This window comes from Xanthomonas citri pv. citri (assembly GCF_000961215.1).
Lineage (GTDB): Bacteria > Pseudomonadota > Gammaproteobacteria > Xanthomonadales > Xanthomonadaceae > Xanthomonas > Xanthomonas cissicola.
The window spans coordinates 3,162,398-3,174,212 of the sequence record NZ_CP008998.1; the positions used below are offsets into that span (position 1 = coordinate 3,162,398).

Sequence of the window (11,815 nt, forward strand, 5' to 3'; positions counted from 1 at the left end):
CAGGTAAAACGTCGCGGCCTTGGCGATGACCACGCAGATGCCAATGACGATCGACTCACGCCGCGTCACGCACTGCACCCGAGAGCCGGTCGAGCGTGTCCTGCATCAGGCCGGCGTCGTCGGCTTCCACGGTCACCCGCACCACCGGCTCGGTGCCCGACGGGCGCAGGAACGCGCGGCCACGGCCTCGTACGGCGGCCTGCGCCTGTTGCAACGCCTGTTGCACGTTGGCCGCTTCCACAATGGCCTTGGCGGCGCCACCATCCAGGCGCACGTTGACGGTCTTCTGCGGCACCTTGCTTAGGCTCGTCAGCGCGTCGCGCAGGCTCTGCCTATCGCGACCCAGCGCTTCGAGCACCTGCAGCGCACTGACGATGCCATCGCCGGTGCTGGCACGGTCCAGGCACAGCAGATGGCCGGACGTTTCGCCGCCCAACGTGCCGCCGCCTTCGACCAGGGCCTGATGCACGTAGCGGTCCCCGACCTTGGCGCGCTGGAACGGGATGTGCAGCGCGGCCAATGCCTGTTCCAGACCGTAATTGGTCATCAAGGTGCCGACCACGGTACCCGTCAGCCGGCCGCTGGCCTGCCACGAGCGCGCGAGCACGTACAGCAGATCGTCGCCATCGACCGGGTTGCCCTGGTCGTCGGCCATCAGCACGCGGTCGCCGTCGCCGTCGAAGGCGATACCCAGGTGCGCACCGCACTCGCGCACCTTGGCGGCGAGATTATCGATATGGGTCGAGCCCACGCCGGCGTTGATGTTGAGCCCATCCGGCGCGGCGCCGATGACCACCACCTCGGCACCCAGCTCGCGGAACAGCATGGGTGCGATGTGATAGGTGGCGCCATGCGCGCAATCCAGCACCATCTTCAGCCCGTGCAGGGTGAAACCACGCGCCACGCTTGCCTTGCAGAATTCGATATAGCGGCCGATGGCGTCACGCGTGCGGATGGCCTTGCCCAACCGCTCCGATTCCACCGTGTGGAACGGCTCGTCCAACGCCGCTTCGATCGCCGCTTCGGTGGCGTCGTCGAGCTTCTCGCCTTCGGCGGAGAAGAACTTGATGCCGTTGTCGTAATGCGGATTGTGCGAGGCGCTGATCACCACCCCCGCGTCTGCGCGCAGCGTGCTGGTCAAGAAGGCGATGGCCGGGGTCGGCATCGGCCCGATCAGCTGCACGTCGGCCCCGGCGGCAACCAGGCCAGCTTCCAGCGCCGCTTCGAACATGTAGCCGGAAATGCGGGTGTCCTTGCCGATCAGCACCAGCGGCCGCTTGCTGCGGCCCTGGGTCAGTACACGGCCGAGCGCATTGCCCAGGCGCAGCACGAAGTCGGCCGAGATCACGCCCTGCCCGACCCGACCGCGGATGCCGTCGGTGCCGAAATACTTGCGTGCGCTCATGCGGCGTCGGCGTCTTGCGGATGCGGCTGACGCATCATCATCGCGGTGAGCTCGGCGATGCGGTCGCGCATCTGGCGGCGGTCGCAGATCTGGTCGATGGTGCCGTGGTCGAGCAGGAACTCCGAGCGCTGGAACCCTTCGGGCAGCGTTTCGCGCACGGTCTGTTCGATCACGCGCGGGCCGGCAAAGCCGATCAGCGCATGCGGCTCGGCGATGTTGATATCGCCGAGCATCGCGAACGAGGCCGACACGCCACCGGTGGTGGGATGGGTGAGCACCGAGATATACGGCAGGCCGGCTTCGCGCAGGCGGCCGAGCGCGGCCGAGGTCTTGGCCATCTGCATCAGCGAGAACAGGCCTTCCTGCATGCGTGCGCCGCCACTGGCGGAAAAACACACGAACGGGCAGCCGACTTCCAGCGCCACTTCGGCCGCACGCGCAAAGCGCTCGCCGACCACCGACCCCATCGAGCCGCCCATGAAGGCGAAATCGAACGCAGCGGCGACCAGCGGATTGCCCTTGAGGGTGCCGCGCATGGCGATCAGCGCGTCGTATTCGCCGCTGGCCTTCTGGCTGGCCTTGATGCGCTCGCCATAGCGCTTCTGGTCCTTGAACTTGAGCGCGTCGACCGGCCCGAGTTGAGCGGCGATTTCAGTGGTCGCGGTATCCGGGTCGAACAGCGAATTCAGGCGCGCGCGGGCGCGGATCGCCATGTGGTGATCGCATTTCGGGCACACCTCGAGGTTTTCCTCGAGTTCCGGGCCGTACAGCGCACTCCCGCAATTGCTGCACTTTTCCCACAGGCCCTCGGGGACGCTGCGCTTCTTGGCCGGGGTGTTTTCGGTGCGGATGCCGGAGGGCATCAATTTGCTGAGCCAGCTCATGCGTGTATGACAATCCATGCAGGGCGGCCTGGCGGGCCGCAGAGGGGCGACAGTCTAACGCGCCGTGGGAATGCCAAGGTAGCCGGCGTCATGAATGCGGGGTCTGGCGCAGAGACTTCCGGGCTTGGGCGGCGGTATGTGTCTGCAAGCGATGGCCGCGAATGGATCGCGGCGGCTGCCGTGGCGCGATGCGGCGCAGGCACTGGCTACGCCTGCGCCCGCCCCTTCGCCTCAATCCCTCTAGCGCTGGGAGAGACGCTCGGTTCTCATCCCTGGTCGAGCGCCTGGCGCAAGGGGGCCAGGAACGCTTCGGCGCGTTCACGGGCGCTACGCACGTCGTTCACTTCCGCCAAAGCAGCGACCAGGGCACTGCCCACCACCACGCCGTCGGCATCCACGGCCATGGCAGCGGCGCTGGCCGCATCCTTGATGCCGAAGCCGGCCACCACGGGCGCGCCGGCACGCCGACGCAGCTGGCGCAGGCGATCGCTGGCGGCGTGGGTGTCGAGCAGATTGGAGGCGCCGGTGACGCCGGCAAAGCTGACGTAGTACAGATAGCCCTGCGCGGTGCTGCACAACATATCCAGGCGCTGCTCGCTGGTGGTGGGCGAGGCCAGTGCGATCAGCGCCAAGCCGACCTCGGTGAAGATGGTGCGCGTCTCGCCGGCTTCCTCCGGCGGCAGGTCGACCAGCAGCACGCCATCCACGCCCGCGGCGACCGCGGCCTCGGCGAAGCGTCGCGTGCCATGGATCTCGATCGGGTTGAGGTAGCCCATCAACACCACCGGGGTGGTGGCATCTTCGCGGCGGAACTCGTGCACCGCTTCCAGCACATACGCCAGGCCAGCGCCACGAGCCAGCGCGCGCTCGGAGCTGCGCTGGATGGTGGGGCCGTCGGCCATCGGGTCGGAGAACGGCACACCCAGCTCGATCACATCGGCACCGGCGCGCACGAGCGCGTGCATCACCGGCACGGTGGCTTCCAACGATGGGTCGCCGGCGGTGATGAAAGGGATCAGTGCCTTGCGCCCATTGGCACGCAGCTCGGCGAAGCAGGAATCGATACGACGCATGAAATCACTCGAACAAGGGAGGAAAGCCGGCCGCCATCTGACCTCAGGCGGCAAAGAAATACCGCATCAGCGCAAAGCACAGCGCAAACAGGTAGCCGTAGGAAAATCGATCGATGCGGAACACCGGGTCGCCGCGGCGCGCACGCCACGCACCAAGCGCGGCCATCAAGCCACCAGCGACCAGCGGCGCGATCATTAGCGCTGCCAGTCGCGCGCCAAAGGTCGCAGTGAGATGCTGCGGCAGCAGCCAGAGACTGACACCGCCAAGTAACGCACCCACGATGGCGTAGCCGACTGCCGCCAGTCCTGGCGAGGGCCTGCGCTCGAACGACTCGGCGACAGAGTGCAGGCCAAGTTCGATCAGCAGCTCGGCCAAGGCCTGCAACAGCACCTCGGCCACCAACTGGAGCATTCCTTCGATCATCGCCGCGTCCCTGCATCCGGATAGAGAAGTCGCCGCCGCCACTCCTAAAGAGCGATCCCCTCGCGCGCCGCGATGGTGTGCACATCCTTATCGCCACGCCCCGACAGATTGCATAGCACCAAGGCATCCCTGGGCAGCTCGCGCGCAAGCTTGATCGACTGCGCCACCGCATGGCTGGACTCGAGCGCGGCAAGAATGCCTTCGGTATGCGCCAGCAGATGGAAGGCGGCCATCGCCTCGTCGTCGGTGATGCCCTGATACACCGCGCGACCGCTGTCCGAGAGAAACGAATGCTCCGGGCCTACACCGGGGTAATCCAGGCCAGCGGAAATCGAATGGGTCTCGGTGATCTGGCCGTCGTCGTCGCAGATCACATAGGTGCGATTGCCGTGCAGCACGCCCGGGCGCCCGGCGGCGATGGAGGCGGCATGGCGGCCAGTGGCGATGCCATCGCCGGCCGCTTCGGCGCCATAGATCTTGACGCCCGGATCATTGAGGAAGGCATGGAACAAACCGATCGCGTTGCTGCCGCCGCCCACGCAGGCACTGATCGCATCCGGCAGCCGGCCATAGTCCTGCAACATCTGTTCGCGCGCCTCGCGGCCGACAATGGCGTTGAAGTCGCGCACCATGCGCGGGTATGGGTCCGGGCCAGCCACGGTGCCGATGATGTAGAAGGTGTCGCGCACGTTGGTCACCCAGTCGCGCATGGCTTCGTTGAGCGCGTCCTTGAGCGTGGCAGAGCCGGAGGTCACCGGGATCACCGTGGCGCCGAGCAACTTCATGCGGTAGACGTTGATCTTCTGCCGCTCGATATCGGTGGCGCCCATGTAGACCACGCATTCCAGGCCCAGGCGTGCCGCCACGGTGGCACTGGCGACGCCGTGCTGGCCGGCGCCGGTCTCGGCGATGATGCGGGTCTTGCCCATGCGGCTGGCCAGCAGGGCCTGGCCGATGGTGTTGTTGATCTTGTGCGCGCCGGTATGGTTGAGGTCTTCGCGCTTGAGCAGGATCTGCGCCCCACCCACTTCACGGCTGAGCCGTTCAGCGTGGTAGATCGGGCTGGGCCGGCCGACGTAATGCTTGAGGTCCTTGTCGTATTCGGCGATGAAACTCGGATCTTGCCGTGCCTGATCGTAGGCGGCGGACAGTTCCTGCAGCGGGCCGATCAAGGTTTCGGCGACGAAACGGCCACCGAACTTGCCGAAGTGGCCGGCAGCATCCGGATAGGCGTAAAAGTCACTGATGGGCTGGGCCGACATGAAAATCCTCTGCAGCAATGCGTCATACGAGAGGCATCACTCTAGCGCAGCCGCGGCATGGGATAAATCGATAAGATTGCTGCAACCTGTGACCTGGAATCACATATGAATGCTTCGCTTCCCCCGTTGGCGGCGCTGCGCGCGTTCGAAGCTGCCGCGCGCTTGCAGAGCGTCAGCCGTGCTGCCCAGGAACTGCACGTCACCCATGGCGCCGTCAGTCGGCATGTGCGTTCGCTGGAACAGGCATTGGGCACCGCGCTGTTTGCGCGCCAGGGCCGCGGCCTGATGCTGACCGCTGCAGGGGTTCGGCTTCGCGATGCCACCGGCGAAGGCTTTGGCGTGATTGGTCAGGCCTGGGCGGCATTACAACGCCCGGCCGCCGGAGCGCCGCTGGTGCTGGGATGTTCGGGCAGCTTGTTGGCGCGCTGGGTGATTCCGCGCCTGGGACTGCTGCAGCAAGAGCTGCCGGACGTGCGCCTGCATCTGTCGGCCAGCGAACAGCCGCCTGGACCGGACCTGGACGGTCTGGATGCCGCCCTGCTGCTGGACACCCCACCCTGGCCGGGCGAATGGCAGGTACACGCGCTGGGCGTGGAGTGGATTGGGCCGGTGCTGAGTCCGCAGCTTGCATCGACCTTGCAGATCGAGGGGAGCGACCCGGCCGTGCTCGGCGATCACGCGCTGCTGCACACCCGCTCGCGCCCGCAGGCCTGGCCGGAATGGGCACAGGCGCACGGGCTGGCACCTGAGGCGCTGCGCTTCGGCACCGAATTCGAGCACCTGGTGTATCTGCTGGAAGCCGCTGCCGCTGGCCTGGGGATCGCGATTGCGCCGCAGCCGTTGGTCGCCGCGGACCTGGCAGCCGGGCGCCTGCTGGCGCCGTGGGGATTCGCCGCCACGCATGGCCGCTGGGTATTGTGCGCCGCCAAGCGCAACCCCGATCCACGCATCGAACGGTTGGCCGGCTGGCTGGGTAGAACACTGGCGACAGACCAGCACACCTCTTCGACCATGAATGTGGCGAAGAACTGAGCCACCATCGCGCGCGATCGCCACATGACCACATCACCAATAGCAGGGGATTGCGAACACACGCAGGGAGGAAGCGACTGCCCAGTGGACCCAGACGCAGCGGCGCTGCGCGCAACAAGCAGCGCTCAGACGCCTTGGCGTAGCCGCTGCTGCGAATCCCGAATCCCTACCCCCACCTTCACGACATCTCGTGACAATCCGCCCGCCGTACTTCCTCGACGAACTTGCGCATCTTGTGGCCGTCCTTGATGCCAGGCGCCAACTCCACGCCACTGGAAACATCCACGCCCCAGGGCAACGTGGCCACGATGGCGTCGAACACGTTGTCGGCGTTGATGCCACCGGCCAACAGGAACGGACGATGCAAGCCGGTGGGCAAGCGCGACCAGTCGAAGGTCTTGCCGGTGCCGCCGCCAGCGCCGGGCGCATGGCTGTCGAACAGAAAACCCGCGGTATTGGGATAGGACAGTTGCAGCGTGCGCGCGTTGGCGTCTTCGCCATTCACGCCGCTGCTGCCCATCGGCACCGCCTTGAGATACGGCAGGTTGAAGCTACGGCAGAACGCGTCGTCTTCCTCGCCATGGAACTGCAACAGGGTCGGGCGCACGGTGCGCACCACTTCGCGCACTTCTTCTTTCGAATTGTTGCGAAACAATGCCACCACATCGACCATCGGCGCGGTGGCCTGGCGCATCGCGCGCGCCTCGGCCGGCGCCACGCGCCGCGGACTGCCATGCGCAAAGATGAAACCTACCGCGTCCACACCCAGTTCGCCGGCCAGCCGGATATCGCCGGCGCGGGTCATGCCACAAAACTTGATACGGGTGCGGTACAGCGATCGATTCATTGGGTCACCTCAGCAGGCAGATGCCACTCTGCAGGATACAGAGGTCCGATAAATACCAGACCTTGTGGCGGCGCTGTCGGGCCGGCCACAGTGCGGTCGCGTCCGGCGAGCAACGTCGCGATCCAGTCGGCCGGCTGTTCGCCGGTACCGACCAAAATCAGCGAACCCACAATATTCCGCACCATGTGATGAAGGAATGCATTGGCCTGGACCTGCACCTCCACCACCTCGCCGATACGCTGCACATGGATGGCCTGCAGGTGACGGCGCGCGTGCAAGGCCTGACATTGCACGCTGCGGAACGCGCTGAAATCGTTCTCGCCCAATAACGCCTGCGCTGCGCCATGCATGGCATCGGCGTCGAGCGGGCGACGCTCCCAGCTCAGGGTCTGCCGATACAGGGCCGGGCGAATCTGCCGATTGAGCAGGCGATAGCGGTAACGACGCGCGCGCGCGGAAAAGCGCGCGTGGAAGTCATCGGCAGCCGGTACGCACCAGCGCACGGCGATCGACGGCGGCAGGCGCGCAGTGGTGCCCAGCATCCAGCCACGCGGCTCGCGGCGCGCATCGCTGTCGAAATGCACCACCTGGCATTCGCCGTGCACGCCGGCATCGGTGCGGCCTGCGCACACCACCTGCACAGGGGCATCGGCCACCGACGACAAAGCTGCCTGCAGGCTGGCCTGCACGCTCGGCCCGCCATGCTCGCCCAACTGCTGCCAGCCCTGGAACTCGCTGCCGTCGTATTCCACGCCCAGCGCGTAACGCATCGGTACCTGCCCTATGAGTGAATCGATGAAATCTGCGTCCGGTCATGCTGCCGCCATCGCCGGCGATTGCCAGCACAGCCCCGCCGCTGCAAAGAAGGTGAAGTGTACGAGCCGCATTGCCTGGTGTGTGCCGAGCCGCTGCAACGCGCGCGCGGCCGGCACGCAAGCGCGTGGTCAGTCGCCGGACGCGACGCTGCGCTCGGACCACACGGCCAACGTGGTGCCGCCGGGCTCGCGGAAATGAAACCGGCTGCCGCCCGGAAAGCCGAAGACCGGCTTGACGATCACCCCGCCTGCGCCACGCACGCGCTCGATCACCGGGGCCAACGCGTCGGCATACAGCACAACCAATGGTCCACCCTCGTCCGGCGCTGGCGCGGCTGCACGGTAGAAGCCGCCGTCCAGGCGGCCATCGTTGAAGGCCAGATAGTCCGGGCCGTAGGCCTGGAATTGCCAACCGAACACCGCTTCGAAGAACGCACGGCTGGCGTCCGGATCGATGGAGGCGAACTCCACATAGTCGATCCGGCGCTCGCGTGCGTCACTTTCCTGCGCCGGGAGGCGATCGATCGCCGGGCTCATGCCAGGCGTTCCAGCAGTTCGGCGGCTTCGGCGCGGGTGGCGTCGTCGCCGGTGGCGGCAACTTCCAGCAGCAGGCCGCGCGCGGTGTCCTTGTCGCCCAGGTCCAGGTAGGCCGCTGCCAGTTCCAGGCGATCGCGCCCGGCCGAGGCGACGTCCCGGCTGCTGGCCGACGGGCCGGGCGCGGTACCCGGTGTCGCAGGCGAACGCTCGAAATCCAGGCTGTCTTGCGTGGCCACCGCGACAGGGGACACCGCAGACGGGACATCGCGGATCGTAGGCGCGACGTCTGCGTGGCTCGTCTCCACAGCCTCGGACGCCAGGTGCGGCGGAGCCTGCGCCTCGTCGACGGGCGTGGTGTGCGGCGCCGGCGTTGCCGCCACCGGCGGCGTGGCACGCAGCGCACGCCAATCGTCGCTATTGACCGCCGTGGGCGCAGCAGCCGGTTCAGACGGCAGCGGCTCGCGACGCAGCACGTCCGACAACGGTTGGTGCGCGTCCTGGGCGCGCTCTTCGTCGCGCAGATCGGCCTGCTCGAATTCGGTCTCGTGCACCACATCGCGCTCGCTGGGCTCGGCGGTTTGCGTCGCCTCTTGCGGTTCGGCGGCCTGCACCGGCGCGCCAGGCAGGACGAAGTCGAACTGCCGACGCGGCAACGGCGGCAGCGGTGAGGGCTTGCGACGACGCGCGGCCAGCCACGCCACCACGGCAGCGACGATCAACACCAGCCCGCCGATCAACCACAGCGGAAAACCGCCCCCCTGTTGCGCGGCCGCAGGGGTTTCCGACAGGCGCTTCTGTGCGGCCGCCAGATCGCTGTCCTTCATGGCGATCAGCGCTTGCTGTTGCTGCTTGAGCTTTTCCAGATCCGCCACGCGGCTCCGCAGGTCCTGCAACTCCGCATCGCGGGTGGCGATGTCTTCCTTGGCCTGCTGCAACTGTTGATTGGCCGCCATCTCGCCCTCGCCTTCGGCACTGGTGCCGGACGTAACGCCGGCCTTGTTGGTCTGACTCGCCACTGCAGGGGCGATTTCGAGCCGCGCGCCGTTGCCGGCCGCTGCGGCAGGCGTGGCGGCCGGCGGCGTTGCGGCAGCGGCAGCGGCAGCGCCGGCCTCGGCCGGTTGCGGCACCGCCGATCGCGCCTGCCGCCACTGGGCGGCCTGCTCACGCACCATGACCGCCGCTTCGGCCGCACCGACCTGGGCAAGCGCATCTTCCTGCGGCGTGCGCAGCACCGCGCCCTGCTTCAGGCGGTTGATGTTGCCGTTGATGAAGGCGTCCGGGTTGGTGCGCAGCAACGCCAGCATGGTCTGGTCCAGCGAATGCCCGCTGGAACGCGCCACCCCCGCGGCGATCTCCGACAAGGTCTGGCCCGCGCGCACGGCCGGCAACGCATCGCCGGCCTGCGTGGCAGCCGCAGCAGATGCACTGGCAGTTGCACGCGCGGCGGCTTCGGTCCTGGCGTTGTCTTGCGCGGCGCGGTCGGCGACCGGCGCCGGCTCGCGTGCAATCGCATTGCTGGAACCGGCACGCGGCGCTTCGATGGCCGGCTCGGCAATCGCGGCCGCGGTGTTGGGCGCATCGACCAAGGCGGAATATTCGCGCACCAGCCGGCCCTGGCCCCACTCCACTTCGATCAGGAAGTTGATCGCCGGCTGGTCCACCGCCTGGCTGCTGGTCACGCGGATCACCGCACGCCCGCGCGCGTCCTGCGCGAACTGGAACTGCAGATTGCTGACCAGCCCTTGCGGACGCTCCAGGCCGACCCGCGCAAACGTAGTGGCCGATGCCAGTGCCACACGCGCGCTGTCGAGTTCGCCCGGCTCGTTGGAGATGACCGGAATCTCGGCCACCAGCGGTTGCCCGGGCTTGGACAGCACCCGGATATCGCCCAGTCCCAACGCCATTGCAGCGCCGCTGCAGGCCATCAGCAGCAACGCACCTATGCCTTGTATCGGACGCATCGCGCCCCCGCCCCTATGTTTCATGGGCATCAATATAGCCGCTGGATGAGCGAAAAAGTCGGTGCCGTGACGCAGAGCGCTGCGACGGCGACACTGCCGCAGTGCGGCATGCATGCGTGGCCAATGCAAACCGGCACGCGCTGATGGGCGATGACACTGCGCGAGGCATCAAGCGTGCAACGGCTTGTCGGCAGCTTGCGTGGTGCGAGGCGACACGCGCACGTGCGTATGTCTGCAGGCGCGCGATGGGCAGCGCGCCTGCAGGTTGAACTTTGGTTGAGAATCGAGCCGACCTTCCACGCGCCGACCTGCACCCAGCCGGAGCGCTTGCGCGCGGTGAGTCTCTTTGGAAAGCATCGTCGCGCGCCGGAACGCTCCAGCACGTGCACGGCGGTCCAGAACGCCAACAACACGTCTCGACCGGTCGTCATGCGGGTGCGGACGGCGCGCTCGGCACCGCTGTGGCCGGGTGATGCCTGCACCGGCCACGCCCGCATAGCGGCTGCGCGGTCGCTTTTATCGCGACCCTCAGCCTTCCTGTGCGACCAGTTCGGCCAACTGCACGGCGTTGAGCGCGGCGCCCTTGCGGATGTTGTCGGAGACGATCCACAGGTTCAGGCCACGCGGGTGCGAAAAGTCTTCGCGGATGCGACCGACGAACACCGCGTCCTTGCCCGAGGCGTGCGTGACCGGCGTCGGGTAGCCGCCGGGGGCGCGCTCGTCCACCACTTCCACGCCCGGCGATGCTGCCAGCAGCGCGCGCGCCGCTTCCACGGTGATCTTGTCGCGGGTTTCGATCGCCACGGCTTCGGAGTGGCCATAGAACACCGGCACGCGCACCGCGGTGGGGTTCACCTGGATGCTGTCGTCGCCGAGGATCTTGCGGGTTTCCCAGACCAGCTTCATCTCTTCCTTGGTGTAGCCGTTGTCCTGGAAGTCGTCGATGTGCGGAATCAGGTTGAAGGCGATCTGCACCGGGAACCGCTGCGGGTCTATGTCCTGGAAGCTCAGCAGCTCGCTGGTCTGCTTGCCCAGTTCTTCCATCGCCGAGCGCCCGCCGCCGGAGACCGACTGGTAGGTCGCCACATTGATGCGCTCGATGCCGTAGGTGCGGTGGATCGGGCCCAGTGCCACCAGCATCTGCATGGTCGAGCAATTGGGATTGGCGACGATGCCGCGCGGGCGCTGCTTGAGCGCTTCAGGGTTGACCTCGGAGACCACCAGCGGCACGTCGTCGTCGTAGCGGAACGCCGACGAGTTATCGATCACCACCGCGCCGGCAGCGGCGAACTTGGGGCCGTATTCCTTGGACACGCTGCCACCTGCGGAGAACAGCGCGATATCCACGCCGGCGGGGTCGAACTCGGCCAGGTCCAGCACATCGACCTTGCCGCCATTGAACTCCACCTGCCCGCCGGCCGAGCGCGCCGACGCCAGTGCGTACAGGGTGGCGACCGGGAAGTTGCGCTCGGCCAGGATGCTCAGCATGGTCTCGCCGACAGCGCCGGTGGCGCCCACGACCGCGACGTTGAAACGACGGTTTTCGTTGCTCATGAGTTTGTCTTTATCGAAAGG

Annotated in this window: 11 protein-coding genes and 1 other RNA gene; 1 reads left to right on the forward strand and 11 read right to left on the reverse strand. The window is 67.1% G+C overall.

Going from position 1 to position 11,815, the window contains the following annotated elements; translation table 11 throughout:
• Positions 1 to 55: 55 nt before the first annotated feature.
• The 5 genes from glmM to trpB all read right to left on the reverse strand — a co-directional run bounded on the left by glmM (position 56) and on the right by trpB (position 5,048).
• Positions 56 to 1,405: a phosphoglucosamine mutase gene (glmM, locus tag AMD14_RS14225; RefSeq protein ID WP_011051780.1), complete on the reverse strand. Its 1,350-nt coding sequence runs from the start codon at positions 1,403 to 1,405 to the stop codon at positions 56 to 58.
• Entirely contained in the window at positions 1,402 to 2,289 is an 888-nt protein-coding gene (gene accD / locus AMD14_RS14230) for an acetyl-CoA carboxylase, carboxyltransferase subunit beta (RefSeq protein WP_011051781.1), read from the reverse strand. The genes glmM and accD overlap by 4 nt, the downstream gene beginning before the upstream one ends.
• A gap of 266 nt (positions 2,290 to 2,555) precedes the next feature.
• Positions 2,556 to 3,362, reverse strand: a complete 807-nt coding sequence (trpA, locus tag AMD14_RS14235) for a tryptophan synthase subunit alpha (protein WP_003485519.1) — start codon at positions 3,360 to 3,362, stop codon at positions 2,556 to 2,558.
• 43 nt (positions 3,363 to 3,405) lie between these two features.
• Complete coding sequence (locus tag AMD14_RS14240; RefSeq protein ID WP_015463395.1) at positions 3,406 to 3,786, reverse strand: hypothetical protein; 381 nt, start codon at positions 3,784 to 3,786, stop codon at positions 3,406 to 3,408.
• 44 nt (positions 3,787 to 3,830) lie between these two features.
• Positions 3,831 to 5,048: a tryptophan synthase subunit beta gene (gene trpB / locus AMD14_RS14245; RefSeq protein WP_005914297.1), complete on the reverse strand. Its 1,218-nt coding sequence runs from the start codon at positions 5,046 to 5,048 to the stop codon at positions 3,831 to 3,833.
• Between the two features lie 105 nt (positions 5,049 to 5,153).
• Here trpB and AMD14_RS14250 point away from each other — a divergent pair, with 105 nt between their 5' ends.
• Positions 5,154 to 6,080: a LysR family transcriptional regulator gene (locus AMD14_RS14250; protein ID WP_011051783.1), complete on the forward strand. Its 927-nt coding sequence runs from the start codon at positions 5,154 to 5,156 to the stop codon at positions 6,078 to 6,080.
• A gap of 178 nt (positions 6,081 to 6,258) precedes the next feature.
• Here AMD14_RS14250 and AMD14_RS14255 read toward each other — a convergent pair whose 3' ends face one another.
• The 6 genes from AMD14_RS14255 to AMD14_RS14280 form a co-directional block, all read right to left on the reverse strand.
• Positions 6,259 to 6,927, reverse strand: a complete 669-nt coding sequence (locus tag AMD14_RS14255; protein WP_003485511.1) for a phosphoribosylanthranilate isomerase — start codon at positions 6,925 to 6,927, stop codon at positions 6,259 to 6,261.
• A complete protein-coding gene (gene truA, locus AMD14_RS14260) occupies positions 6,924 to 7,697 on the reverse strand; it encodes a tRNA pseudouridine(38-40) synthase TruA (protein ID WP_003485510.1) in 774 nt (257 codons plus the stop codon). Before truA ends, AMD14_RS14255 begins: the two co-directional genes overlap by 4 nt.
• 174 nt (positions 7,698 to 7,871) lie before the next feature.
• Entirely contained in the window at positions 7,872 to 8,279 is a 408-nt protein-coding gene (locus AMD14_RS14265; protein ID WP_005914300.1) for a VOC family protein, read from the reverse strand.
• Positions 8,276 to 10,240, reverse strand: a complete 1,965-nt coding sequence (locus AMD14_RS14270) for a motility hub landmark protein FimV (RefSeq protein ID WP_015471867.1) — start codon at positions 10,238 to 10,240, stop codon at positions 8,276 to 8,278. Before AMD14_RS14270 ends, AMD14_RS14265 begins: the two co-directional genes overlap by 4 nt.
• 401 nt (positions 10,241 to 10,641) lie before the next feature.
• Positions 10,642 to 10,718, reverse strand: a non-coding RNA gene (locus AMD14_RS23600) — sX9 sRNA.
• Between the two features lie 50 nt (positions 10,719 to 10,768).
• Positions 10,769 to 11,794 carry an aspartate-semialdehyde dehydrogenase gene (locus AMD14_RS14280; protein WP_003485500.1) on the reverse strand — a complete coding sequence of 342 codons (1,026 nt, stop codon included), beginning with the start codon at positions 11,792 to 11,794 and terminating at the stop codon, positions 10,769 to 10,771.
• Positions 11,795 to 11,815 lie beyond the last annotated feature (21 nt).

Bases quoted from the DNA above. Each gene is read 5' to 3' on its own strand.
- glmM (WP_011051780.1), bottom strand. From the start codon at position 1,405: ATGAGCGCACGCAAGTATTTCGGCACCGACGGCATCCGCGGTCGGGTC.
- accD (WP_011051781.1), bottom strand. From the start codon at position 2,289: ATGAGCTGGCTCAGCAAATTGATGCCCTCCGGCATCCGCACCGAAAAC.
- trpA (WP_003485519.1), bottom strand. From the start codon at position 3,362: ATGCGTCGTATCGATTCCTGCTTCGCCGAGCTGCGTGCCAATGGGCGC.
- AMD14_RS14240 (WP_015463395.1), bottom strand. From the start codon at position 3,786: ATGATCGAAGGAATGCTCCAGTTGGTGGCCGAGGTGCTGTTGCAGGCC.
- trpB (WP_005914297.1), bottom strand. From the start codon at position 5,048: ATGTCGGCCCAGCCCATCAGTGACTTTTACGCCTATCCGGATGCTGCC.
- AMD14_RS14250 (WP_011051783.1), top strand. From the start codon at position 5,154: ATGAATGCTTCGCTTCCCCCGTTGGCGGCGCTGCGCGCGTTCGAAGCT.
- AMD14_RS14255 (WP_003485511.1), bottom strand. From the start codon at position 6,927: ATGAATCGATCGCTGTACCGCACCCGTATCAAGTTTTGTGGCATGACC.
- truA (WP_003485510.1), bottom strand. From the start codon at position 7,697: ATGCGTTACGCGCTGGGCGTGGAATACGACGGCAGCGAGTTCCAGGGC.
- AMD14_RS14265 (WP_005914300.1), bottom strand. From the start codon at position 8,279: ATGAGCCCGGCGATCGATCGCCTCCCGGCGCAGGAAAGTGACGCACGC.
- AMD14_RS14270 (WP_015471867.1), bottom strand. From the start codon at position 10,240: ATGCGTCCGATACAAGGCATAGGTGCGTTGCTGCTGATGGCCTGCAGC.
- AMD14_RS14280 (WP_003485500.1), bottom strand. From the start codon at position 11,794: ATGAGCAACGAAAACCGTCGTTTCAACGTCGCGGTCGTGGGCGCCACC.